At 32.6% G+C, this 26580-nt stretch carries 23 protein-coding genes; 5 read left to right on the plus strand and 18 right to left on the minus strand.

The window, feature by feature from the left end; translation table 11 throughout:
• Entirely contained in the window at nt 1-1218 is a 1218-nt protein-coding gene (locus tag VK164_RS04280; protein ID WP_324208168.1) for an RsmB/NOP family class I SAM-dependent RNA methyltransferase, read from the minus strand.
• A 73-nt stretch (nt 1219-1291) separates the two neighbouring features.
• Nucleotides 1292-2500: a hypothetical protein gene (locus VK164_RS04285; RefSeq protein WP_324208169.1), complete on the minus strand. Its 1209-nt coding sequence runs from the start codon at nt 2498-2500 to the stop codon at nt 1292-1294.
• Between the two features lie 160 nt (nt 2501-2660).
• Here VK164_RS04285 and VK164_RS04290 point away from each other — a divergent pair, with 160 nt between their 5' ends.
• Nucleotides 2661-3692 carry an oxidoreductase gene (locus VK164_RS04290; RefSeq protein ID WP_324208170.1) on the plus strand — a complete coding sequence of 344 codons (1032 nt, stop codon included), beginning with the start codon at nt 2661-2663 and terminating at the stop codon, nt 3690-3692.
• Between the two features lie 34 nt (nt 3693-3726).
• Here VK164_RS04290 and VK164_RS04295 read toward each other — a convergent pair whose 3' ends face one another.
• The 3 genes from VK164_RS04295 to VK164_RS04305 are packed head-to-tail and all read right to left on the minus strand — an operon-like array spanning nt 3727 to nt 5185.
• Entirely contained in the window at nt 3727-4176 is a 450-nt protein-coding gene (locus tag VK164_RS04295; protein WP_324208171.1) for a sensor of ECF-type sigma factor, read from the minus strand.
• A 4-nt stretch (nt 4177-4180) separates the two neighbouring features.
• Nucleotides 4181-4612 carry a hypothetical protein gene (locus tag VK164_RS04300; protein WP_324208172.1) on the minus strand — a complete coding sequence of 144 codons (432 nt, stop codon included), beginning with the start codon at nt 4610-4612 and terminating at the stop codon, nt 4181-4183.
• Between the two features lie 30 nt (nt 4613-4642).
• The gene (locus VK164_RS04305) at nt 4643-5185 is read right to left on the minus strand and encodes an RNA polymerase sigma factor (protein ID WP_166236126.1); all 543 of its coding nucleotides are present in this window, start codon (nt 5183-5185) and stop codon (nt 4643-4645) included.
• A 108-nt stretch (nt 5186-5293) separates the two neighbouring features.
• On the opposite strand from VK164_RS04305, the gene VK164_RS04310 reads away from it, so the two are divergent.
• Entirely contained in the window at nt 5294-5950 is a 657-nt protein-coding gene (locus tag VK164_RS04310; RefSeq protein WP_324208173.1) for an HAD family hydrolase, read from the plus strand.
• Here the strand turns inward: VK164_RS04310 and VK164_RS04315 are convergent.
• From VK164_RS04315 to VK164_RS04330, 4 genes are all read right to left on the minus strand, one after another.
• On the minus strand, nt 5947-7407 hold the full coding sequence (locus tag VK164_RS04315) for a deoxyribodipyrimidine photo-lyase (protein WP_324208174.1): 1461 nt from the start codon (nt 7405-7407) through the stop codon (nt 5947-5949). The genes VK164_RS04310 and VK164_RS04315 overlap by 4 nt on opposite strands.
• A 57-nt stretch (nt 7408-7464) precedes the next feature.
• On the minus strand, nt 7465-8751 hold the full coding sequence (locus VK164_RS04320) for a deoxyribodipyrimidine photo-lyase (RefSeq protein ID WP_324208175.1): 1287 nt from the start codon (nt 8749-8751) through the stop codon (nt 7465-7467).
• A 78-nt stretch (nt 8752-8829) separates the two neighbouring features.
• Nucleotides 8830-9528 carry an SDR family oxidoreductase gene (locus VK164_RS04325; protein WP_324208176.1) on the minus strand — a complete coding sequence of 233 codons (699 nt, stop codon included), beginning with the start codon at nt 9526-9528 and terminating at the stop codon, nt 8830-8832.
• 4 nt (nt 9529-9532) lie between these two features.
• Entirely contained in the window at nt 9533-10000 is a 468-nt protein-coding gene (locus VK164_RS04330; RefSeq protein WP_324208177.1) for an SRPBCC family protein, read from the minus strand.
• 134 nt (nt 10001-10134) lie between these two features.
• On the opposite strand from VK164_RS04330, the gene VK164_RS04335 reads away from it, so the two are divergent.
• Nucleotides 10135-10986 carry a DUF2911 domain-containing protein gene (locus VK164_RS04335; protein ID WP_324208178.1) on the plus strand — a complete coding sequence of 284 codons (852 nt, stop codon included), beginning with the start codon at nt 10135-10137 and terminating at the stop codon, nt 10984-10986.
• Nucleotides 10987-11038: 52 nt separating this feature from the next.
• On the opposite strand, the gene VK164_RS04340 is transcribed toward VK164_RS04335, so the two are convergent.
• From VK164_RS04340 to VK164_RS04375, 8 genes are all read right to left on the minus strand, one after another.
• Complete coding sequence (locus VK164_RS04340; RefSeq protein ID WP_324208179.1) at nt 11039-12751, minus strand: sodium:solute symporter; 1713 nt, start codon at nt 12749-12751, stop codon at nt 11039-11041.
• A 136-nt stretch (nt 12752-12887) separates the two neighbouring features.
• Nucleotides 12888-15332 carry a PIG-L family deacetylase gene (locus VK164_RS04345; protein ID WP_324208180.1) on the minus strand — a complete coding sequence of 815 codons (2445 nt, stop codon included), beginning with the start codon at nt 15330-15332 and terminating at the stop codon, nt 12888-12890.
• 84 nt (nt 15333-15416) lie between these two features.
• The gene (locus VK164_RS04350; protein ID WP_324208181.1) at nt 15417-15953 is read right to left on the minus strand and encodes a mechanosensitive ion channel domain-containing protein; all 537 of its coding nucleotides are present in this window, start codon (nt 15951-15953) and stop codon (nt 15417-15419) included.
• Complete coding sequence (locus tag VK164_RS04355; RefSeq protein WP_324208182.1) at nt 15946-16530, minus strand: Maf-like protein; 585 nt, start codon at nt 16528-16530, stop codon at nt 15946-15948. Before VK164_RS04355 ends, VK164_RS04350 begins: the two co-directional genes overlap by 8 nt.
• Nucleotides 16523-17440: a geranylgeranylglycerol-phosphate geranylgeranyltransferase gene (locus tag VK164_RS04360; protein ID WP_324208183.1), complete on the minus strand. Its 918-nt coding sequence runs from the start codon at nt 17438-17440 to the stop codon at nt 16523-16525. The genes VK164_RS04355 and VK164_RS04360 overlap by 8 nt, the downstream gene beginning before the upstream one ends.
• A 106-nt stretch (nt 17441-17546) precedes the next feature.
• Complete coding sequence (locus VK164_RS04365; protein ID WP_324208184.1) at nt 17547-17867, minus strand: four helix bundle protein; 321 nt, start codon at nt 17865-17867, stop codon at nt 17547-17549.
• A gap of 64 nt (nt 17868-17931) precedes the next feature.
• Nucleotides 17932-18459 carry an HAD-IIIA family hydrolase gene (locus tag VK164_RS04370; RefSeq protein ID WP_324208185.1) on the minus strand — a complete coding sequence of 176 codons (528 nt, stop codon included), beginning with the start codon at nt 18457-18459 and terminating at the stop codon, nt 17932-17934.
• The gene (locus tag VK164_RS04375; RefSeq protein ID WP_324208186.1) at nt 18443-19201 is read right to left on the minus strand and encodes a Rossmann-like and DUF2520 domain-containing protein; all 759 of its coding nucleotides are present in this window, start codon (nt 19199-19201) and stop codon (nt 18443-18445) included. The genes VK164_RS04370 and VK164_RS04375 overlap by 17 nt, the downstream gene beginning before the upstream one ends.
• A 107-nt stretch (nt 19202-19308) precedes the next feature.
• Between VK164_RS04375 and VK164_RS04380 the strand changes: the two genes are divergently transcribed.
• Nucleotides 19309-21828, plus strand: a complete 2520-nt coding sequence (locus VK164_RS04380) for a DUF7619 domain-containing protein (RefSeq protein WP_324208187.1) — start codon at nt 19309-19311, stop codon at nt 21826-21828.
• A 162-nt stretch (nt 21829-21990) separates the two neighbouring features.
• Here the strand turns inward: VK164_RS04380 and pheT are convergent, their stop codons facing one another.
• Nucleotides 21991-24420, minus strand: coding sequence for a phenylalanine--tRNA ligase subunit beta (pheT, locus tag VK164_RS04385; protein WP_324208188.1), 2430 nt, complete (start codon nt 24418-24420; stop codon nt 21991-21993).
• Nucleotides 24421-24889: 469 nt separating this feature from the next.
• Here pheT and VK164_RS04390 point away from each other — a divergent pair, with 469 nt between their 5' ends.
• Nucleotides 24890-26395 (plus strand): aldehyde dehydrogenase family protein, encoded by a 1506-nt coding sequence (locus VK164_RS04390; RefSeq protein ID WP_324208189.1) that lies wholly within the window; start codon nt 24890-24892, stop codon nt 26393-26395.
• The last annotated feature ends 185 nt before the right edge of the window (nt 26396-26580 follow it).

The following is a 26580-nucleotide window of genomic DNA, read 5'->3' on the forward strand; positions in this document are numbered from 1 at the left end:
TTATTTATTTTTTCTTTCTAACAAGGCCATGTAAAATCCATCAAAACCACTTTCATGTGCCAGTACTTTTTTATCTTCAACAAAGGTAAATTCTTTTCCTATTTCAGTACTTAAGAAATGCTTAATTTGTTCTTGATTTTCTGAGGGTAAAACCGAACAAGTAGCATATACTAATTTTCCACCAGGTTTTACAATTTTTGAATAATTTTCTAAAACTTCAGCCTGAACTTTACGAATATTATCAATAAATTCTGGCTGTAATTTCCACTTGCTGTCTGGGTTTCTTTTTAAAACACCTAATCCACTACATGGGGCATCGATTAACACTCTATCGGCCTTTTCGTGTAATTTTTTAATGGTTTTAGTACTTTCAATTACTCTTGGTTCAATGTTGAAAGCACCGTTTCTTTTGGCTCTAATTTTTAATTGCTTTAATTTACTTTCATATAAATCCATAGCAATCAATTGTCCTTTGTTTTCCATTAATGAAGCCAAATGTAAGGTTTTTCCACCCGCACCCGCACAAGTATCTACCACCCGCATTCCAGGTTTAACATCTAAGAAATAAGCTACTAATTGAGATGAAGCATCTTGTACTTCAAACAATCCATCTTTAAAAGCATCTGTTAAAAAGACATTGGCTCTTTCTGTTAAAATTAAGGCATCTGGATAATCGTTATGAAACTCGGTAACAATATTCAAATCCATTAAGATAGCTCTTAACTTTTCTTTTGTAGTTTTAAGCTTGTTTACTCTTAAGATTACTTTAGCTTGTTCATTTTGAGCTGCAAGTTCTTTGGTCCAAATTTCTTCGCCTAATTCCTTAACACCTAATTCATCCATCCAATCAGGAATCGATTCTTTAAATTTTCTGGTTTTGCTTAATTCATCAAATTTTCCTTTGATTCGTCTTACAGGTGTTGCTTCAAAATATTTCCAATCGGGTAGGGTATAACCTCTCAATACCGCCCATACTGCAAATATTCTCCAAATTTTATCTCTATCAAAAGGTTCTTTTACTTCTGCAATTTCTACATATAGACGTTTCCAACGCACTATTTCGTATATTGTTTCTGCCACGAACTTCCTATCGTGACTTCCCCAACGTTTGTCCTTTTTTAGCGCTCTCGCAACAACTTTATCAGCGTATTCACCTTCGTTAAAAATCGCCATTAGCGAATCAATAGTGGTGAATACTAAATTTCTATGTAATCTCATTTTTTATTTTAAATCAGCCTGCAAAGATAGGAATAAAAATAAAAAAAGCTGCCTAAATTGGCAGCTTTATGTTTTATCCTCTTCCAGTGTTTCTTGAACCCGAACTTCTTGAACCTGAATTGCCTCTTGGAGCACTATTGCGTTGTCCTGAATCTCCTCTCGGTGCACTCATTTTTGGCGAAGATTGTGTTCTTGGCTCAGCGTATCCTCTTGGGCTTTCCGTTTTTGGTGAACTTGTTCTTGGTTCAGTATATTCTCTTGGGTTTTCAGCTCTTGGCGTACTTGCTTTTGGAGTATTATTTCTTGGTTCAGTATATGTTCTTGGGTTTTCAGTTTTTGGACCGTTATTTCTTGGCAAACTTGTTCTAGGTTCATCATTTACTTCGTTTCCTCTTGGAGTGGTTGCTCTTGGAGAAGAACTATTTCTTGGAGTTCCAACTTCATTATCTCTTGTTCTAGGAGTTGCTGTAGTTGCTCTAGTGCCAGTATTAGCTCTTGGTTCTGATGTTATTTCACCTCTTGTTCTGGGTGATTTTATAGTTCTATTGTTGTCTAATTCATGTCTGTTAGTGTATCCTGCATTTCTGTGTGCAAATGAACGATTTGGATGTCTTGATTCATAACCATTTCCTCTTCTTCCATAATAAGATGAATATGCAGCATGGCATCTTCTATGGCTTACATAATGGTATGAATGACCAAAATTAATATGCACATGAATATGATTTCTATATCTAAATACAGGGAACGGATTCCAATAGTAATAATAGCTAGGGTAATAGTTCCAGTACCAAGAAGAACAGTATGGACGATAATTGGTTACCCAAAAAGTAGTATAAATTATAGGTGTATGTACATAAACTGGTTCATAAATATAGTTTTCTCCATACATATAAACGTCGCCCACAACTTGTACCTGTACTTTATTGTTTCTATCGCGTTCAATTTCAATTGTAGCTACATCTTGATAAACGTCTTTATCTAAAACTGCTTGCACAATTATCAAGTGTACATTGCCTTCAACAGATTCAATCACACGAAGATAATCTACATAATTATCGTTGTTTAAATCTAAATTTGAAAGTTGTGCTTTTGGATCGTTAATTCTATTTTCAAAGTCTTCTAAATTAGATGCGTCACCAAATACAGATGCAATGGCTCTTAAATCTAAGTTATCACTAATATCAGCACTTGAAGCTGTAACAGTAGTTTTTTCCTGAGCAAACAATGATGTCACAGACAACATTGCTAATGCGCTTATTGAAAGTAATTTCGTTTTCATAATATTGTTTTTGGTTAAACACTAATTTCATATTTTATGTTAACCAATTTCTGTGCCAAAAAAATATTATATATATTAAAGTGTTGATATTTAGTATTTTGTAAAATAAATTTAGCGTATAAAAATTTATCACTTATATTTGAAAATATTATATCACCACATGAAAAACTATTTATTTATACTTTTAATCTGTATGAGTTGTGCTTCAAAAAAAGAAATTGCTACTCCTACATTTGACTCTAGAATTATTTCAACAGAAAAATTAAGCTGCCGAGCCATTTTTGTTGATGCTGATAAAGTATGGTTAGGAATGGATAAAGGCAGGTATGGTTTTTACGATAAGAAAAAAGATACATTAATAGTAAAAACAATTCAAAGCGTATCCAATACTACAGAATTTAGAAGTATTGCCGCTACTAAAGACGCAATTTTTATTTTGGCTGTTGGAAATCCAGCCAAGTTGATTAAAATTGATAAAAAATCGTTACAAGAAACCATTGTTTACCAAGAAGAAAACGAGAAAGTATTTTACGATAGCATGCAATTTGTTGACAATTTGAACGGTTTTGCAATGGGTGACCCAACAGAAGATTGTTTGTCGTTTATTAAAACAACTGATGGGGGCAATTCTTGGCAGAAGATTTCATGTGTAAATTTACCTAAAGTGAATGAAGGTGAAGCTGCTTTCGCAACGAGTAATACAAATTTAATTGTAAAAGGAAAATCAATTTTTATGGTTTCTGGCGGCAAGAAATCACGTGTTTTTGTTTCGCACGATTTCGGAACTACTTGGCAAGTATATGAAACGCCGATTGTTCAAGGTGAAGAAATGACTGGAATTTTTACAGCTGATTTTTACAACGAAAAAACAGGAATTATTGCTGGTGGGAATTACTTGAATCAAAATCAAAATTGGTCAAATAAAGCCATCACAAACAATGGTGGAAAATCATGGCAATTGATTGCTGAAAACGAAGCTTTTGGTTATACTTCATGTATTCAGTTTGTGCCCAAAAGTAACGGACAACAACTAATTTCGGTTGGTGGAACAGGATTATTTTATTCTCCTGATTTTGGTAAAACTTGGACAAAATTTTCTGATGATAAAGATTTTTACACCTTTAGATTTGAATCTGAAAAAGTGTTTTATGCCACAGGTAGAAATAAATTAGTTCGGTTTGAAATAAAGTAAAAAAAAACGCTCAACTATTAATTGAGCGTTTTTTTTATCCTTTTCTTTTTTCTCGTATTTGTTTTAATAAATGACGATTGAAATCTTCTTCAGCTTTTTTAAGTTTAATAATTTTCTTTGCACTGATAACACCTTGTAAGTCTTTGATGAATTTTTTACGAAGTGTAAACAAGCTTTCTTCAATAGTTTCCATTTGAGTCAGTAGAGCAGAAGCTTCTTTTTCTGATAATTTTTCAACACTTCCAGGTTCAAATCGATCTAAAATAGCTTTCATTTTTTCATGACGCAACTCGGCTTGTTTGTCATCAAACGCATTGTAGATAGGCCAAAATTTTTGCGCTTCTTCAGTAGTTAAATCCAGTTGTTCTGTAATATAAGCCACTTTTAAAGCTTTTACTTTTTCTTTTTTATCTTTAAATCCCTGCGCTAAGGAAATTGAAGTTACTAACAACAATATAAAAGGTAATATAATTTTCGTTTTCATATCTTTATTCGTTTAAAATATAGTCTAGGTTTTCAGTTTCAGATAAATAGTCTTCTATCTCATCACTTTCCGTGGTAGAAACACCAAGTGTAGATTCTAATTCAGTAATATCTTCATCAGATAAATGTTGAATCAATTCGTTTGTGTTAACACTTTGTTGCTCAGCTAAATAGCTTTCAATTGTAGTGGATTCTAAATTACTTTCCTTTGCCATATTAAAATATACAGGGATAGCGATTGCTAATAAAAATAGTGCTGCAATACTACTAATCCACACTTGTTTACGGTAAAATAAGGAAACCACTTTCACTTCTTTGGCTGGCTTTTCGGCAGAAATTTGTTGCATCATTTTGGCCTCAAATAGCTCAAAGTAGTGCTCAGGAGTTTTAAATCCAGAGTTAATTTTATCGTTATTTTCTAAATCAAATCGTTTCATATTCATTAGACAAAAATAGTACTAAAAGGTTTAATTGGTATGTAAAAATTCTTCAATTTTCTTTACAGCGATATGATAACTCGCTTTTAAAGCGCCTACCGAAGTAGTTAAAATTTCAGACATTTCTTCATATTTTAATTCTTCAAAATATTTCATTTTAAAGACAAGTTGTTGTTTTTCGGGTAAAGTAGCAATCGCTTTTTGAAGTTTTAATTGAATTTCATTTCCATCAAAAAACACATCACTTTCTAACTTATTCAATGCTTTTTGTTGGGCTTCTTCGCTGCTGATACCTTGTTTTTTGGCTCTTTGCTGCATAAAAGTAATTGCTTCATTGGTTGCTATTCGGTACATCCATGAGAAAAGTTTACTATCGCCTTTAAAACTCTTTAAATTGGCAAATACTTTAATAAACGTATTTTGTAATACATCATCAGCATCATCATGATTCAAAACCATTCCTCTGACATGATTGTATAAAGGTTTTTGATATAATTGCAAGAGTTTTCTAAACGCTTCATTTTGCGTTTTAGGGTTTAGTAATTCTAATACAAATGCTTTCTCGTCTTGCAAAGTCAATCAATTATTTTCATAAGACTAAAGATATTCAAAAAGGTTTAATACAAATTGTTTTTTTTACGCAAAAAACATTTGCACTTTTGTATTTCTTAAAGAAATGAAATGATACAAACAGTAATTTTTGATATGGATGGTGTAATTGTTGATACCGAACCGGTACATCATTATGCGTATCACAAACACTTTAAACAATTAAATATAGAAGTTTCAGATGAGTTATATGCTTCATTTACTGGAAATTCGACTCGAAATATTTTTCAAAAACTAAAAGAGCGATTCAGTTTAGTTGAAGAGGTGGAAGATTTGATTTTAACCAAACGAAATCTTTTCAATGATGCCTTCGATTCAAAAGAAGATTTGTATTTAATTGAAGGAGTAGAAGATTTAATCAAAGATTTACATGCGAATGGAATCCAATTGATTGTTGCTTCTTCAGCGTCAAATGTTACGATTAACCGAGTGTTTACTCGTTTTAATTTGCATCAATATTTTACGCATATTGTTTCGGGAGAAGATTTTCCAAAGTCAAAACCACATCCTGCCATTTTTGAATATGCTGCGAGTTTATCGATTGCTCCAAAAGAAAATTGTATCGTAATTGAAGACAGCACAAACGGAATTCAAGCCGCAATTTCAGCTGGAATTTTTTGTGTGGGTTATAATAGCTTTCATTCTAAAAATCAGGATTTATCAAAAGCAAACGTGGTGATTCAGCATTTTAATGAATTGAATTTTGAGAAAGTTCGAGATTTAAATTAACTGATTTCTCTATCTTGAAACGTGTGTTTTTCAACTATTCGTTTGCTATCTTTTTTAACGGATTCGTCTTTTCGCATTGACCAAAAAAAATCACTTGAAAATTTACGCGCTTCTTCCAAATTTACAATAGGATAAGGATAATCGCGACCTATTTCAAAATTATACAACATTTGTTCAATGGGAGTTAATTTCCATGGTTCATGAATAAATTCTGTAGGAATTTGTGCTAATTCTGGCACCCACTTTTTGATAAAAGTGCCATCAACATCATGTTCATATGAGTTTTTTACAGGATTATAAACACGTAAGGTGTTAATTCCAGTCACCCCCGCTTGCATTTGAATTTGAGGATAATGTATTCCAGGTTCAAAATCTAAGAATTGTTGTGCTAAATGCGGACTACAATTTTGCCAAGGTTGAAACAAATGATGTGTGTAAAACGAAACTACCAAAGCTCGCATTCTAAAATTCAAATAACCTGTCGTATTCAAACATCGCATGCAAGCATCAACTAATGGAATACCTGTTTTTCCTGTTATCCAAGCTTTATGATATTTCTCATTAACTCTTTGATTAAGATTGCGATAGCCTTTATTTACCGCGATGAATTCCATAGAACTTTCCATTTCAAATTTCTGAATAAAATGGGCTTGCCAACGTAATCTTGACGCAAAATTTGATATCTGACGTTTGAATTTTCCTTGTTGATGCATTTCCCAAGCTTTGGTATACACTTGTCTGATAGATAAATTTCCCCAAGCAATATAAGGCGATAATCGACTACATCCTTTTCTACCTAATTCGGGTTTTGAAATGTGATTGCTGTAATTTTGAACCCGTTCTTCAAAAAAAGATTCCATGTAGCGCAAAGCAGTTGGAACGCCACCTTTTTGAAAATTTGGATTGTGAACTGTTTGTATGGATGGAATTTCGAAATGATTTTCTAATTCTTCAATCTCTATATATTTGACAAAACTTCTGGGTGTGGGTTGAAAAGGAAGGCAATCTTTGTCCATAAAATCATACCAATCTTCTTTCCACGTTTTTCTGTTTTTAATTCCGCGAATGACACCATTTGTAATGTATTCATTCCAAATAATTCCTTTACTTTTAAGTAATATAGCTACAGCCAAATCTCTATCAAAAGTCAATTGAATTCCAGTTTCTTGATACGAATATACTGCTTTTACAGAGATGAGTTGGGTAAGTTTTTCAAATACAGTAACCGCTTCGCCTTGAACAATTAAAATTTGGGTATGATATTTTAAAAGCTCTTTTTGTAGTGCTTCTAGCGATTGTTTGATAAAATCAAAATGACGTTGACTGTAATGGTAATCTTTCATCAACGAAGGTTCAAAAATGTAAAGCAATAAAGTCTTCCCCGAAGTCGATAAGGCTTCATGTAAGGCTTCATGATCGTGCAAACGCAAATCTCTCTTGAACCAAACAATTTTCATTTTTAAACAGTTTTTTGCTGAACACTATATACTGAACACTGAATACTGAACACTGAACTAGCCAACTGCTTCTTTGTACACTTTTAAGCAACGTTCTCGAGCTTCTTTGTGGTCTACAATTGGTTTTGGATAATACTGGGTTTCCAATTCAGGAATCCATTTTTTAATATATTTTAAGTCTTTATCAAATTTTTTGATTTGTTCTGTTGGGTTGAAAATTCGAAAATACGGAGCAGCATCAACTCCAGAACCCGCAGCCCATTGCCAATTTCCAACATTACTCGCCATTTCGTAATCTAAAAGCTTTTGAGCAAAATATACTTCACCCCAGCGCCAATCGATTAGTAAATGTTTACATAAAAAACTTGCAACAATCATGCGCACACGATTGTGCATGTGTCCAGTTGTATTTAATTCTCGCATTCCAGCATCAACGAAAGGATAACCTGTTTTTCCCTCACACCATTTTTGAAATAATGCTCGGTTATTGTCCCAAATAATCGCATCATATTTTGGTCGAAAACTTTTGTTCATAGTATGTGGAAAATGCCATAATATTTGCATAAAGAATTCTCGCCAAATTAATTCGTTCCAAAAGGTTTCGTTTTTTTCAGCGATGGCTTTTGCAATCATATTTCGAATGGATACTGCTCCAAATCGGAGGTAAATTCCTAAATAAGAAGTTTTGTTTAAAGCAGGAAAATTTCGAGTAGCTTCGTAATTCTGAATTAAATTCTCGGAAACATCAAATGGTGAAACTTTTATGTTTGATTTTTCAAAACCAATATCCGCTAATGATAAAAAAGGGTAGGAGTGTTTCGCAATCTTATCTAATTTATCTTCCGAATTGTAATGCACTAATTTAATCTTTCTGAAATTTTCTTTCCATTTTTTCGAATAAGGCGTGTAAACTACATACGGACTTCCGTCGTCTTTTACCACTTCGCTTTTTTCAAAAATCACTTGGTCTTTACTGGTTAAAAATGAAATCCCATTAGTTACAAATAATTGATTCATTTCCTTGTCGCGCTTGCGAGCGTAAGGTTCATAATCGTGATTGGTGTAAACCGAAGTAATTTTATTTTCTGAAATTATTTGGGTAAAAATTTCAAACGGATTTCCATGAAAAACCGCTAATGATTTACCAATTTTATTCAACTCTAATTGGATTTTTTCCAGTTGTTCGTGGATAAATGTAACCCGAGCATCATTTTTTGGTAATTGTGACAATATGTTTTCATCAAATATAAAAACAGGCAATATTTCTTCACTGCTACTTAAAGCATGAAAAAATCCCACATTGTCATCTACTCTTAAATCACGTCTAAACCAAAAAATGTTCATTTTTTTATTTGTTTCTAGTTTTTCATCATTCCGCTTCTCTATGAAATTGGTTTACATTTTATCGAAGCGAAAAATTTGTTATCCGTTAATTAATAATGTCGACATTCCACCATCTACATGAAAAATTTGTCCCGAAATCCAACTGCTTTTATCACTTAATAAAAAAGTTGCCATCTGTGCACTGTCTTCTGGTTTTCCATATCGTTTTAATGGATGACGCTCAGCTGATTTTTCTTGTTTTGTTTCGTTATTCAAGAATTTATCAGCTAAAGGTGTGTCGGTTAATGATGGCGCAACAACATTTACTCTTATTTTTGGTGCGTATTCTGCAGCTAAAGCTTTTGCAAAACCTTCGATAGCACCTTTTGATGCAGCAACGCTGGTATGAAATGGCATTCCCATAGTGGCGGCAACACTGCTAAAAACTACAATGCTAGCTTGTTCTGCTGCCAATAAGTTTGGTAAAACAGATTGAATTACTTTAACCAAACTTATGAAATTAATTTGTAAATCAGTTTCAAAAGCTTCAGGTTTTAATCCCTTGAAAGGTCTTAAGTTGATACTTCCTGGACAATATACTAAGCCATCAATCACTGTAGGTAATTGCGAAGTATTAATAGTATCACTAGTTGCATCAAATGCAATGTGAGTCGCTTTTACACCGACAAGATTTTCACTACTTCTTGAGGCGATGTAAATATTGTTTTCAAATTGTAGTTCTTTTGCTATAGCTAATCCTATTCCGTATGATCCGCCTATTAATAGTATGTTTTTCATGATGTTATCCGTTAAATTCGCCAAACAATTCGATTAATTTTTTTCTTCTGTATTCGAAAATTTCGTCTAATTTCGGTTTAACTAAAATAGGATGAACCAATTGTCCTAAAATCCCCATCGGAACTTTATAATCTACAATATCTTCCATTTCAATGCCACCTGGAATTTCTTTAATAAAATGTTTGTGATGCCACAGCGCGTATGGACCAAAACGTTGCTCATCCACAAAATACTGTTTGTCCACAACATGCGTGATTTCGGTAACCCATTTAGTTGGTATACTCAAAACTGGAGTTACAATATATTGGATGATTTGACCAGGATACATTGGTCTGTCAGCACCTGAAAGAATTTTGAATCCCATATAATCAGGAGTTATTAATTGTAGGTTTTTTGGGTCAGATAGCAACTCCCAAGCTTTATCAATGGTAATTGGTAAATTTTGTTTGGTATGTAATCGATATATTTTCATCTTAATTTTTTTGTAAAGTTACAAATTTGTTTAACATATATTTAAAATGATTAAACAATATTAACTCATTTAAGTTATTCTTAACATTTGAATCGATAACAATTTGTAATTTTGAAAAACTAAAAATCAAATCTATGAGAAAAGTTATTGTGATATTGGCGGTAATGCTTGCCAATTTTTTTGTTGAAGCACAGGTAAAAACACCTCAAGCTAGTCCAGCTGCAAAAGTAGAACAGGTGGTGGGATTAACTAATATTCAAATTGATTATTCAAGACCTAGTGCAAAAGGAAGAACTGTTTATGGTGATTTAGTTCCATTTGGAAAAAACTGGAGAACAGGTGCCAATGCCAATACAACTATTTCTTTTAGTGAAAATGTAAAAATATGTGGTAAAGATCTTGCAAAAGGAAAATATGCATTATATACTACACCAAAAGCTGATAGTTGGGATATTATTTTTTATACAGATACTAATAATTGGGGATTACCAGAAGTATGGGATGAAGCTAAAGTTGCTTTGAGAGTTACTGTTAAGCCAGAAACTTTATCAAAATCGGTTGAATCGTTTTCTATTTTTTTAAATAATTTATCAAACGATTCTGGGGTATTAGAATTGTCTTGGGAGAGAACAATTGTTTCTGTGCCTTTTACAGTTCCTACGCAAGAAGCAGCTATGAAAAGTATTGAAAAAACATTAGCAGGTCCATCTGCTGGAGATTATTTTGCTGCGGCTCAATATTTTTATCAAACTAACGGTGATTTGAATAAAGCTCTTTCTTGGGTGAATTCAGCAGTTAGTTTGTCTCCAAAAGACAAAGATGTTCCATACTGGTATTTGCGATTGAAATCGTTGATTCAAGCTAAATTAGGAGATAAAAAAGGCGCAATTCAAACTGCTAAATTATCTCTAGAAGGAGCAATTAAGGAAGGAAATGCTGATTATGAGAAAATGAATAAAGACAGTATTACTGAATGGTCAAAATAATAGTTACGTGTTAATTCAAAAAGGAAAAGTCCAGTTAAAAACTGGACTTTTTTTATACTTCTTTTTTATTAAAAAACTGTTGCAATATAAATGAAATTCCTAAGGTGAGTACTACACCAATTAAATTGAGCCATAAATAACCTAATTTTTCACTCTCATTTGATTCAAAGAAAATATACTGTAGAAAGATTAAAATCACAATAGTTTGACTGATAATTCCTCCATAAAAAACAGCTTTTCCTTTGATGTATTTTACATAAAAACCAATTAAGAAAATACCTAAAACAGTTCCATAAAATATAGAACCAATAATATTTACCAATTGGATTAAATTTTCAAATAACGAACTTACACAAGCAAAACCTATGGCTACAATTCCCCAAAACAAAGTAAAATATTGCGTGGCATAAACGTAATGTTTATCTGATTTTTGAGTTACATTTCGCTTGTATAAGTCAATAGCTGTGGTCGCTGCAAGGGAATTTAAACCTGAGGCACTTGAAGACATAGCTGCGCTAATAATTACGGCTAATAGCAACCCCAAAAGCCCTTTGGGTAAATAATTCATGATAAAGTATAAAAACACATAATCTTTATCATTGGTTTCAGCACTTTTGTCTGCTTTTGAAATTAAGCTTTTGGCATCGTCTCTAAGTTCTTTTTCTTCTAAAGACAAAGCAATCATTTTTTTACGCAGTGTTGGGTTATCGTATTCGTTATGTTTTAATTGTTCAATATAAATTTGATTAACTACTTTTTTATCAATATTGATTTGATTCAATTGTTTTTCTAAACCGCGATAAGCTTCTTTTTGTGAAGAATTCGAAACCTTTTCTACGTTAATAGGATTAAAGTGCAAAGGAGCATCATTGAACTGAAAAAATACAAAAACTAAAACACCAGTTAACAATATAAAAAACTGCATGGGAACTTTTAAAATGCCATTCATAATTAATCCCATTTGGCTTTCTTTGATTGATTTTCCTGAAAGATAACGACCTACTTGCGATTGGTCAGTTCCAAAATAGGACAACATTAAGAAAAATCCTCCAGTTATACCACTCCAAAAGGTATAGCGTGTTTCTGGATTATATGAAAAATCTAGAATATCCATTTTACCATTGGCGCCGGCAATATGTAAAACATTCGAAAAATCAACATCTTGTGGTAAATGAGCTAGAATAACAAAAAAGGTGATAAACATGCCCGACATAATCACAAACATCTGTTGTTTTTGTGTCACATTGACTGCTTTTGTGCCACCAGAAACAGTGTAAATGATAACCAAAACACCAATGATGACATTTAACATTGTTAAATTCCAACCCAAAAGAGCCGATAAGATAATTGAGGGGGCATAAATTGTGATTCCTGTACCCAAACCTCTTTGAATTAAAAATAGCACAGATGCTAAGGTCCTTGTTCCTACATTAAAGCGTTGTTCTAAGTATTCGTAGGCAGTAAAGACTTTTAATTTATGATAAATAGGAATGAACGTATAAGCAATCACAATCATGGCTAAAGGCAATCCAAAATAGAATTGTACAAATCCCATTCCATCATGATATGCTTGACCGGGAGTGGATAAAAATGTTATAGCACTGGCTTGTGTTGCCATGACCGAAATACCAACTGTAAACCAAGGCGTTTCGTTGTTGTCTAACAAATAGTCTTTTACGGTTGCACTTCCTTTGGTTTTTAAAGCACCATATACTACAATAAAAAAAAGGGTAGTGGATAATACAATCCAATCTATAATTTCCATATTAGTTGTATATTTCCATTAGTAAATAGAAAATTAATATATAAAGCGCATTCAGAATCAACACGACGCTATAGCTTTTTTTCCATTTGTATTTAGGTTCATTCATAATAATTTCTTTATCAGGGTTCTAAAATCATTACTCTAAAGCTATCATATTAGCCATTAATCGATAGGCGCCACTAACACCTTCGGGTAATTCTCTAAAAAAACTTAAACCAGTGTAAATGTAATTCCCTTTTCCATATTTTGCAATGAGTAATCCGCCTTGTTTAGGTGATTCTCCTTCATCATTGGAAGCAAAAATTGGAATAAATTCTGAACTCCATTTATTTGGATAATAAAGTCCTTGCTCTTGTACCCAACCTGTAAAGTCTTTTTCGGTAATTTTATTTGGCTGATTTAATACCTTATGATTTGGAGCTAAGAAAGTAACTTTTGCATTTTCATCCGTAACTCTTTCATTAGATAATTTTAATTCAAAAGGCGCTATTTCTTTGGTAGTTAAATTGTTAGTAGTGTTGTATTGAATGATTAGATTACCTCCATTATTCACATAATCAAACAATATTTTATTCTTATATTTCAATTCATCAACTACATTAAAAGCTCTAATACCTAAAATCACCGCATCAAATTGTTTGATATTAGTTTCTGTAATCTCACTTGGATGAATGGTAGAAACTTTAAAACCTAGATTTTCTAAGTTTTTATGTACTTCGTCTCCAGCTCCCATAATATATCCAATGTTCTTACCTTTCGTTTCAATGTCTAATTTTACTAATTTTGATTCAGAAGGAACTAAAATAGTCTGTTTTGGGATGTGCGGGTACTGAATATTAACAAGTTCTTGATCTAAAATAGTATTTTCTATTTGTACATTAGCTTTTAATGTAGTAGCTATTTCAGGCTTTGTTGGGTATAGTGTAAATGTATATTTCTTTTCTTCGTTTTTTGTGGTTATTTCAAACGGAATTTCTTTTGGACTTACTTTCCAATCTGTTGGGATTATAATGCTTAATGTGCCTTTAGCATTGGGTTTGTGTGCTTTAATAGTTACAGTTATTTCTTTAGATTGTGTACCATTGAAAATAATTACTTCAGGTTCAATTTTAGTAGTTACAGCGGGTAAAACTGTAAATGGGGCATAGGTTTCTCCATCATCTGGATTGTTGAATTTGTAGCAAATGTTTTTTACAAATTCTATTGTTTTACCTTCCATTTCAATGGTAAACACAACAGGAAAATTAACAACAACTTCTGGAAGAATACGAATAGATTTATCAGATACTTGGTACATTCCTTCTGTTTTTTGTTCTTTTAACCAAAATAAGTTTGAATAATCAACAACTTCACCAACCTGTACATTTTTAAATTGAAAGCTTATTTTTTCATTATTTTTTAAAGCAATATTTTTCAATGCTGTTGGAAGTGCTAAGGCTTTTACCGATATTAATTTCGCATTTGATTGACTTCGATTAATGACTTCAATATTGATGTTGAATGGGCTATCTTTTGTTGTGGTTTCAGTATCTGCAACTGCTTCCATAAACAAACCACTGCACGCTTCTAATATTTTAATAATTTGTTTGGATTTGATAGACTTCCAATGAGAATCTTCTAACTTCTGAATCAAATCATACGCTTTCATCAAATTAGGTATGTGAACAGATGGATTTTCAAAGTTGAAATTCTTCTCAATCTCATTTAAAATCGTACCGATTTCAGTGCCGCCTTTTACGCGATTCCATGTGGTATCAATTCCTTCGAAAAGATTTGTATTTATTGGTAAATCACCTTTTAAAAGCTCTAAATATTCGGTTTCATCACCACGACTTCCAATAGTTCCAAAGCCTTGACATTTGTGTTGACTACGACTTAAAGCGGCTATTTCATTATTGCTTTTTCCTTTTAAAGGATAATAAACATTAGAGTTTATAGCTAATAATTTTGTTTTATCAGCAGCATCAAAAGCTTCTTGACTACCATAAAACCACCATGAAGTGTTGAAAAAGATTCGTTTGGGTTTGTATTTTACCAAATCATACGCTTCCAAACTTAACATTGCTGATGCAGTATGATGTCCGTGTGTTGTTCCAGGCGTACTGTGATTAAAACGATTAATGATAATATCTGGTTGAAAGGTTTCAATGACCTGTACAACGTCTTCTAATACTTCATTTTTATTCCAAATGGCAAAGGTTTCATTCGGTTCTTTAGAAAATCCAAAATCATTGGCACGGGTAAAAAACTGTTCCCCTCCATCAATTCTTCTAGCGGCTAATAACTCTTGTGTTCTAATTGCGCCTAGTTTTTCTCTTAATTCGGTTCCAATTAAATTTTGCCCGCCATCACCACGGGTAAGCGATAAATAAGCTGTTTGAGCGTGATAATAATTAGAAAAATAGGTAATCAATTTGGTGTTCTCATCATCTGGATGAGCCGCCACATACAATACTTTGCCTAAAAAATTTAGTTTTTGTACTTGTTCATAAATTTCCACTGAACTCAATTTTTGAGGAGCTTGTGCAAATGTTGTGAGGCTTGTGAATACAAATAGGAGTAAAGTAATGTTTCTATTCATTGTGATGGTTTTGATTCAAAAATAAGGAAATAAAAAAAAGGAAGTTTTAATTGCTCCCTTTTTAACACTATTTTATTAATTGATTTAATCAAAAAATTCTTTTTCTTCAGCGATTCTATAAATTACTGAAATGCCTTTCTGCATTAATAAATTATTGGGATAGGTTATCATTTCGCCATCTGTAGATTTTAAAATCACATAAAAAGCTTTGATATCAACAATTTCTCCTTCTATAGGAAAATCTTTGTCATGTACTTTAATTTTATCTCCAATTTTAAATGGATACGAAAAGAAAATGATAATTCCAGCGGTAATGTTACTCAATATAGACCATTGGGCAAACGATGCCACCCCAACTACAGCAAATACAGATGAAATAAATAGTAAAATTTGATCTTTCTTTACTCCCCAAATGATGACAATGGATATAAGTGCTAAAATCCCTAATAGTAAGTTGATGTATTTGATAACCAAATTTGTACGGTGTTCTAATATTTCATTCAAATTGGCATATTTACGCACAATTTTACTGCTTACTACTCTAAAAAGGATGTATAAAAAAAGCACCAATAGAGTAGCAATCTCTTCGTGTAAATAGGGATTTTCGATTAGTTTAAACATAGTGCATTAATTTTTGAAATAACATTTCTGTGGGCAAACCAACAACATTGGTATAGGAACCTTCTATTTTAGCAATTCCAATTAAACCAATCCAATCTTGAATACCATAACTACCTGCTTTATCAAACGGTTTATATAGGTCTAAATAATAGCGAATATGCTCCTCCGATAGTCTACCAAAGGTTACTTTTGTCACACAATGAAAGGTTTCGGTTTTGGCTAATGTTTTCATACAAACCGAAGTAATGACTTGATGTGTTTGATTGGCTAATGCTTGTAGCATCTTGAAAGCATCATCATAATCTTTTGGCTTACCCAAAGCTTTTTCATTCAACCAAACAATTGTATCGCTGGTAATTAGAATATCATTTTCATTTAATTCGTTTTCAAACGCATTGGCTTTTAATTCGGCTAAGAAATTAGTGATTTCTTCCGCTTTTAAATGATCGGGATAAATTTCTTCCACTTCTTTTAATCGAATAGTGAAAGTCAAATCCATTTCTTTAAAAAACTGTTGCCTTCTCGGTGAACCCGAAGCCAAAATAATGTTTTTATGTTGTAAGATGTTGTTAAGCATATTTTACATTCAATACAATTACCGCAACAGATAGTATGCCAAAGAATAAAACAATTTTTAATAAGTTACTTAAAACGTGATACTCTTTTTTCTCATTAGCTTGAATTAGTTTAACGCCAAGAAAAATAAGTGGGCCTACTATAAAAACTAAGCCATAATACAACACATAGTCCAATTCAAAAAGATGCACTTTTATGTAATATACTAAAAGCGCAATAGCCGTTAGTGTTAAAATGCCCACAAGAATTTTGGTTTTGTTGATTCCAATTGCAATGGGTAAGGTATTGATGCCTGTTGCACTATCTCCATCCATATCTTCTAAATCTTTAACCAATTCTCGAATCAAATTGATGATAAACGCAAAAATAGCGTAGTCAACTAAAATATTAAACGCTTCACCCATTCTGATTTTGTTATCCATATCAGTAGCAGGAAAAATATCAAATAAAGCAATAATTAGGATGCTTACCGATAATAAAAACGCTACAATTACATTTCCTAAAAGCGGAATTTGTTTCAAATTAGTGGCATACACATATAACAATGTAGCTACTAAAATAAACAGGGATGCAAAGGTTGGTTTATAAATCACATTGGATAAATAAAATCCAATTCCAACGCCAACGATAGTTAAACCTATATACCAATTATAAGCCACTGTTTCTGAAATAGAAACACCCACTACACGATTTTGAGGTTTTGCAATTTCGTCAGTATCTTGATCCATAATGTTGTTGATGACATAGCCACCAGCGGCAATACAAACGGTTGAGAGCACTAATAAAATATAATTAAAATCAGTTAGCGCCATATCTACATAAGATTGTGCTAAGAATAAATAACGAAAAACCAATTGCATGAAAGCAAGCATCAGTAGGTTTTGGAATCGAATTAGTTTTAGGTATTTCATGTTTCAGTATTCAGTGTTCAGTATTCAGTATTCAGTGTTCAGTGTTCAGTATTCAGTGTTAGGTTTTTACGCCGAATTTTATGGGATTTAATAGCATATAATTTATTCAGTTTCCGACTTCTTTATTCTTTTCGGTTAATTCGTTGAAAGTGTTTTCGTTTATGTATTTGCAGGCGTAAGCGAATTCTAACCAAGTTTGTGTCTCAGAGTTTTCAGCATCACTATCTGTCAATTTACTATGAAAGTGTTTTGGATAAACTCTTTTTCGATAAGATTCAGCAATATTTGCACAAACACTTCGAGACGAACGTCTAATTTGGTCAGTGAGTGAATAGGTTTCTTCTTTTGGAAACGATTTTGAAACTTCAAAAATCTCCATTGCAACTTCAAATCCTTTTTTATAAGCTAATAAATCTTGATAAATCATTTTATACTATTAATAGTTTATACACAATCTATTCAACTGACCACTCCACACTGACCACTTATCATTAATCGAACTTAGCATCAAAATGCTCCATCCATTTGCCTTGTACTTTCATTACTTGTTCAATTACATCTCTAACGGCGCCTTTTCCGCCTTCAATGTGAGAAATATATTTTGAAAGGCCTTTGATTTCAGGAACAGCGTTTTGTGGGCAGGTTGGTAATCCTACCAACTGCATTACGTGATAATCTGGAATATCGTCACCCATATATAACACGTTTTCTGGCTTTATACTGTAAATATCCGTGAATTCTTTAAAGGTTTCAACTTTGTCTGAAACGCCTAAATGAATGTCGGTAATGCCTAAATTTCGTAAACGCAAAAAAACACCTTCGTTACTTCCACCCGAAATAATACATACAGTGTAGCCGTTTTCAACAGCAGCTTTCATAGCATAACCATCTCTAATATTCATGTTGCGAAGCATTTCACCTGTTGGAGTTACGTGAATCGTTCCGTCGGTTAGCACTCCATCTACGTCAAAGACAAAAGTGGTGATTTGGTTCATGAGTTCTTTATAACTTTTTGACATGTTGTATAGATTGTGTAAGTAATTGATATAAGTTTTTATATTCGGGATTTTCTAAGAAATCTAAATGTTTTTCAATGGTTTTGGTATCGTTTCGTAAAGCCGGACCTGTTTGTGCTTCTTTTGGCGAAAGTTCCATGATTTTATGAGCTGTTTCCTGAATTAAAGGATGCAATACTTCAAACGGAACGTTGTTCTTTTCGCAAATTTCATTTCCAATTTCGTACAAATGATTCACAAAATTGCAAACAAAAACGGCAGCCACGTGCAAGCTTTTGCGTTGTTCTGAATTGATGTGAACCACTTTTTGTGAAATACAATTTCCTAATTTTTCTAAAAGTAAGTAATCGGTTTCATTTTCAGCTTCCAAACAAATAGGAATAGGAGCGAAGTCGATTTCCTTACCTTTAGTAAAGGTTTGTAACGGATAAAAAACACCTTTTTTGTTCTTATCATTTAAAACCGAAAGTTCCGAAGAACCTGAAGTATGTACAACCAAACGATTTTCAAATGGTAATTGTGCAGAAACTTCAGCAATGGCATTGTCCGAAACCGAAATAATGTACAAATCAGCATCCGTAATTTTTTGATAATCAGCAGTAATTTTGGTCGAAGGAAGTAAATGCGATAAATGACTTGGCGTACGAGCAAAGGCTTGTACCAAATCCACATTTTTTGCTTGTAACAACACTTGAATTAGATGTTGTGCCACATTTCCAGAACCAATTAAAACGACTTTTATCATGGCGCTAAAATAGTGAATTTTGAGGAAATTTTGTAATCTAATAATTTTTAGATGATACTTTGATATTTAAGTATTTATCTTATTTTTACATCTTTAATATCTGACAAATGAAAAAACTTTACTTTTTATTCTTTTTGACGATTGGTTTTTTAGGAAATGCGCAGATTATTAATTTTCCTGATGCTAATTTTAAGGCTAAACTTTTACAAGCAAGCCCGAGTAATCAAATTGCGTCAACGGAAGAGCCTGTTTTTAACACATCAAACAATTCATGGACTATAACTACAGGTCACGTTGTTGATTTAAATGGTGATGGTGAAATACAAGTTAGCGAAGCTCAAGTCATCAAATTTTTAAATCTTGATTATGGAAATATTGTAGATTTAACTGGGATAGAATTTTTTTCAAATTTAAAATCCTTGAGTTGTAACTACAATCAATTAACAAACTTAAATATTCAGACTTTAACCAATTTAATAACTTTATCTTGTAGTTCGAATCAGATTCAGAGTTTAAATGTTTCAAATTTAACTAATTTGGAAAAAATTCAATGTACTAACAATCTATTAAATAATTTAATTGTTTCTGGATTAACAAATTTGAAATATTTGTCTTGTTTTAGCAATCAATTAGGAGTTTTAGATGTTTCAGGTTTAACAAGCTTAAAAGAGTTAAGATGTGGAAACAATCTATTGCCTAGTTTAAATCTGTCAGGGTTAACAAATTTGATAGTTTTGGCCTGTCAATATAATCAACTCCCTAGTTTAAATGTTTCGGATTTAAATAATTTAGAATTATTGATGTTTAATAATAATTATTTAACAAGTATAGATCTTTCAAATTTAACTAATTTAGAAACATTAAATTGTGATAACAATTCACTTACTAGTTTAAATATTTCAAATTTATCGAGTTTACGTTTTTTGTATTGTATTAATAATCAATTGATAAGTATAGATTTTTCTGGTTTGATTAATTTAGAACGTTTAGATTGCAGAGGCAATCAAATAACAGGTTTAAATGTTTCTGGTTTTCCTAATATGTATTTTTTGCGTTGTGATGATAATTTATTAACCTTTTTATATATAAAAAATAATAATACTTCGAATTGGGCAATTTATCCTAATGCAAATGGGACTGGATTATCTTTTAGTGGGAATATGGCTTTAGAATACATATGTGTAGATGAAGGAGATATTGTTCTGTTGCAACAAAAAATAAATGATTATGGTTACACTAATTGTAATTTGAATTCATATTGTTCATTTAATCCTGGAGGAACATTTTATGAAATTTTAGGAAATACAAAATTTGACTCAAACTACAATGGTTGTGATGTTTTAGACATCAACTTTCCAAACTTAAAATTTACCATTAGTAATGGAATTTTGACGGGTTCTCTAATTTCCAATTCATCTGGTGACTATTATATTCCTGTTTCATCTGGTAATCATACAATTACTCCAAACCTTGAAAACCCTAGTTATTTTAATATTTCGCCAACATCTGTAACAGTAGATTTCCCAACACAAGCCAGTCCGTTTACGCCAGATTTTTGTGTAACGGTTAATGGAGTTCATAGCGATGTTGAAATTGTTTTAGTTCCAACTACTCCAGCTCGTCCTGGTTTTGATGCGGACTATAAATTAGTTTATCGAAACAAAGGAAATCAAATTGAAAATGGTTCTGTAAGTTTAACATTTGATGATTTAAGATTAGATTATGTTTCTTCTAATCCTGTTTATGATAGTTCTGCTACTAATAGTTTTACTTGGAATTATACTAATTTGCAACCTTTTGAAACCAGAGAAGTTGAAATTACTTTCAATGTAAACTCACCAATGGAAACACCAGCTGTTAATAATGGAGATGTTTTGAATTATACGACAACAATTACCTCTGCAAATACTGATGAAACGTCGACGGATAACACATTTACGTTAGACCAAACAGTTGTAGGTTCTTATGATCCAAACGATAAAATGTGTTTAGAAGGAACAACTATTACACCAAGTGAAGTTGGTAAATACGTACACTATGTTATTCGTTTTGAAAACACTGGTACGTATCCAGCAGAAAACATTGTGGTTAAAGATATGATTGATTTGGCTAAGTTTGATATTGCAACTTTAGTTCCTCTAAAAAGTAGTCATGATTTTTATACCAGAATCAATGGAAATAAAGTTGAATTCATTTTTGAAAACATCAATTTAGATTTTAATGATGCTACGAATGATGGTTATGTGGCGTTTAAAATTAAAACGAAACCTACGTTAGTTGTTGGAAATACTTTCACTAATAATGCTAACATTTACTTTGATTACAATTTCCCGATAACAACGAATACGTACACAACAACTGTTGTAGCTTTAAGTACGCAAGATTTTGATTTTGGAACATATTATACGTTATATCCTAATCCTGCAAAAGATGTTTTGAATATTATTCAATCGAAACAAAATGTAAACATCAATTCAGTTGAAATATATAATCAATTAGGGCAAATTGTTATGGCAACTACAAATGATATTAATTCAATTGATGTTGCTAACTTAGCTTCAGGTACGTATTTCGTAAAAATAAATACAGAAAAGGGTAGTGCTAATGCGAAGTTTGTGAAAGAGTAAATTTTTGTCATTTCTAGGTAAGGAGAAATCACATTATCTAAAACTTTATGCGATTTCTCCTTACCTAGAAATGAAAGCAAGAACTTTAGATATAGAAAAAAACTCCCGATTCATTTGAATCGGGAGTTTTTTATACTGTAAACTGTGACTGTAAACAGAACACTATCTCAAGCTCGCGCCTAACTGACTTTCAAAATTACTTTGTAACTTACTCATAATTTTATCAATTTGAGTGTCGGTTAGTGTTTTTGAATCGTCTTGTAAGATGAAGCTTACTGCGTATGATTTTTTACCTTCTGGCAAGTTATTTCCTTGGTATACGTCGAATAAATTGACATCTTTTAATAAACCTTTTTCAGTTTGTTTTGCGATGTTGAAGATCTGCTCAAATTGAACGTTTTCGTCTACTAGCAATGCAAAATCACGACGTACTTCAGGATATTTTGGAATATCTGTGAATTTGATTTTGTTAGAAACATATTTTTGGACTTTCCCCCAATTGAAATCAGCATACAACACTTCTTGTTTGATGTCAAAGTGTTTTAAAATTGATTTTTTTACAGTACCAAATTCCACAATGATTTCTTTACCAATAGCTAACGCCAATCCTTCAGCAAAAACATCATTTTCAAAAGGCAATGCAATTACTTTTTTGTCTAATCCTAAACGTGTTAAAACACTCATTACATACCCTTTAAACCAGAAAAAGTCAGATTTATCTTGTGGTTTAACCCAAGTTTCATTGCTTTTGTTTCCAGTTACGGTTAAAGTCAAATGTTTTTCTTCATCATAAGAAGCGGGTAGTTTATGATAGGTTTTTCCAAATTCAAAAAACTTTAAATCGCTTCTTTTTCTATTGATGTTGAAGGAAACGGCTTCTAATGCCGAAAATAATAACGACTGTCGCATAGCCGATAAATCATTACTCAACGGATTTAGCATAATTACATTAAACTCTGATTTTAATTTTTCAGATAGTTTTACATAATCTGGTGTTGTTAATGAATTGGCCATCATTTCGTTAAATCCTAACGAACACAATTGATCTGCAATGATGTTTTGCACATTAAACTCTTCTGTGCGTAATGAGTTAGCAATCGTTGCATTTAGTTTTGCTGGGATTTTTACATTGTTATAGCCATATACGCGTAGTATTTCTTCAATAACATCAATTTCTCTAGTAACATCTACACGATATGACGGAATGATTAATCCTAAACCAGCGTCAGAAATAGAAATAACTTTAATGTCTAAAGAAGCCAATATTTTTTTAATAGTTTCTGGTTTGATTTCTTCACCAATAATTCTATTGACTTTATTGAAATGAATAAAAACACTAAAATCTTCTATCTTTTTCGGATAAATATCCACGATGTCTGAAGTGATTTCTCCTCCTGCAACCTCTTGAATCAATAAGGCAGCACGTTTTAATGCATATTCTGTAATGGTTGGGTCAATTCCTCTTTCAAAACGGAATGATGCATCTGTGCTTAAGGTATGTCTTTTAGCAGTTTTTCTAACAGCTACAGGGTTGAAGTAGGCACTTTCTAAAAAGATAGCTTGTGTACTTTCTGAAACGCCTGAAGTTTTTCCGCCAAAAACACCTGCAATACACATTGGACCGCTTTCATCACAAATCATCAAATCTTCTTCGTGCAATGTGCGCTCTACATCATCTAGTGTAGTAAATTTAGTGCCAGCGGCCACTGTTTTTACAATTACTTTATTGCCTTTTATTTGTGCTGCATCAAAAGCATGTAGGGGTTGACCTAATTCATGTAAGACATAATTAGTAACATCCACCACATTATTTTTTGGAGTTAATCCAATTGCTTTTAATCGGTTTTGTAACCAGCTTGGTGAAGGTTTTACTGTTATTCCTGATATGGTAACACCACAATATCTTGGGGCTAGCTTGTCGTTTTCGACTTTAACATCAATTTTTAATATACGTTTTTCTACTTTGAATTTACTCACCGATGGTGTCATCAATTCAGAAATAGTTCCTTTTTGTGATAAACCTGCACGTAAGTCACGAGCAACTCCCATGTGTGACATGGCATCCGCACGGTTTGGTGTTAATCCTATTTCAAACACCTCATCACATTCTATATTGAATACTTTTGAAGCAGGTGTGCCAGGTTTTAAATCTTCGGCTAAGATCATAATACCGTCATGACTTTCTCCTAAACCTAACTCATCTTCGGCGCAAATCATTCCGTGGCTTTCTTGACCTCTAATTTTCCCTTTTTTAATTTCGAATGCGTTACCTTCTTTGTCATATAGTTTGGTACCAATAGTAGCTACAGGTACTTTTTGACCTACAGCAACATTAGGAGCACCACACACAATTTGAACAGGAGCATTACCGTCGCCTAAATCAACAGTAGTAATTTTCAATTTATCGGCATCTGGATGTTTTTCACAGGTAAGCACGTGTCCTATTACCACACCTTGTAATCCACCTTTCAAACTTTCAAAGGTGTCTACGCCTTCAACTTCTAACCCTAAGTCGGTTAGGATATCAGCAATTTCTTCAGATTTTAATTCCGTTTTTATAAATTGTTTTAACCAATTGTAAGATATACGCATTTTTGTATCGAATTTTAAAAAGGCAAAGATACTTTATAAAATTAGAATTTAGAAATTAGAAATTAGAATTTTTGAACAAGTTATTCAGTGTTCAGTATTCAGTGTTCGGTGTTCAGTGTTCAGTGTTCAGTATTCAGTATTCAGTATTCAGTGTTCGGTGTTCGGTGTTCGGTGTTCAGTGTTCAGTGTTCTTTTTCCTTGGTTCTTTTTCCTTTTTCCTTTTTCCTTTTTCCTTGGCTCTTTTTCCTTGGCTCTTGGCTCTTTTTCCTTGGCTCTTGGCTCTTTTTCTTTTTCCTTATCCCTTCTTTACCAATCCAACAAATAATTAAGCATTAAATTATTATTTATATAATTTTTAGGCTATAAAATTTTATTACTATCAATTTTGTGCTATTAAATGCATAAAAAGTGCTATTTTAAAATAGATATTGAAGTTACTTTTGAACAACAAACCTAAACATTTAAAAATATGAGTAATTTAGTTCAAAGACCTCAATTAAAAGAAAAGTATGATAATTACATCAACGGAAAGTGGACAGCACCTTCAACAGGGCAATATTTTGAAGTACTTTCTCCTGTAGATGGTAAATTAATGGCTAAAGCAGCACACTCTGCTAAAATGGATATTGAAATGGCTGTAAATGCCGCTGATGAAGCGTTTAAAACCTTTAGTCAAACTTCGGCTACAGAACGTAGTATCATGTTGAATAAAATTGCAGACCGTATTGAAGCAAACTTGGCACACATTGCAGCTGTAGAAACTATGGATAATGGAAAGGCAATTCGTGAAACGATGGCTGCTGATATTCCGTTAGCAATTGACCATTTTAGATATTTTGCTAGTGTTATCCGTGCAGAAGAAGGTTCGATTACGGAACTAGATAAAGATACTGTTTCTATCATTATGCATGAACCAATTGGGGTGATTGCACAAATTATTCCTTGGAACTTCCCAATCTTGATGGCGGTGTGGAAATTAGCTCCAGCACTTGCAGCAGGTAACTGTGTGGTATTGAAACCAGCAGAAAGTACTCCTATTTCGATTATGGTTTTAATGGAAATTATTGGGGATTTAATTCCTGCAGGAGTGGTGAATGTTGTGAATGGATTTGGCGCAGAATTAGGAAGAACTTTAGTGACTAACCCTAAAGTAGCTAAAGCAGCTTTCACGGGTTCAACTGCTACAGGAAGAATGGTAATGCAATATGCAACCGAAAATATTATACCAGTAACGTTAGAATTAGGAGGAAAATCACCTAATATCTTCTTCCCATCTGTTATGGATGCCGACGATGAATTCTTAGACAAAGCATTGGAAGGTGTCGCTCTTTTTGCCCTAAATCAAGGAGAAGTATGTACGTGTCCATCTAGATTGTTAATCCACGAATCAATTTATGATCGTTTTATTGAAAAAGTATTGGCTCGTGTAAATGCAATTAAAATGGGGCATCCATTAGACCCAACTGTAATGATGGGGGCACAAGCTTCTCAAATTCAAAAAGACAAAATCCTTTCATACATCAAATTAGGAAAAGAAGAAGGAGCCGAATTGTTGTGTGGTGGTGATGTAAATCATTTAGGCGGTGACTTAGAAGGTGGTTACTATATTCAACCTACATTGTTTAAAGGACACAACAAAATGCGTATTTTCCAAGAGGAAATCTTCGGACCTGTATTGGCTGTAACGACTTTCAAAACTACTGAAGAAGCTATTGAAATTGCAAACGATACCATGTATGGTTTGGGAGCTGGAGTTTGGACGCGTGACGCTCACGAATTATACCAAGTACCTAGAGCAATACATGCGGGTCGAGTGTGGGTAAATCAATACCACGCATATCCTGCTGGCGCACCATTTGGAGGGTACAAACAGTCCGGAATTGGTAGAGAAAACCACAAAATGATGTTAGACCATTACCGTCAAACAAAAAATATGTTGATTTCTTACAACAAAAACAAATTAGGTTTCTTTTAGTAGATAATTAATAAACCCAGTGTAATGCTGGGTTTGTTTTTTTAGCACGCGGATGAAACGGGTTTACTTACGCAAAGCGCTGGTGGTGACTGATTTTTATTTTTTGGAACACAGATTGGAAAAATGTGAGAATTTTTTAAATTTTTAATGGTTATAAATCTTTAGAAATTCCTTGACTCTATTGT

Origin of the sequence: Flavobacterium sp. (assembly GCF_035299005.1) — a bacterium.
Classification (GTDB): Bacteria; Bacteroidota; Bacteroidia; order Flavobacteriales; family Flavobacteriaceae; genus Flavobacterium.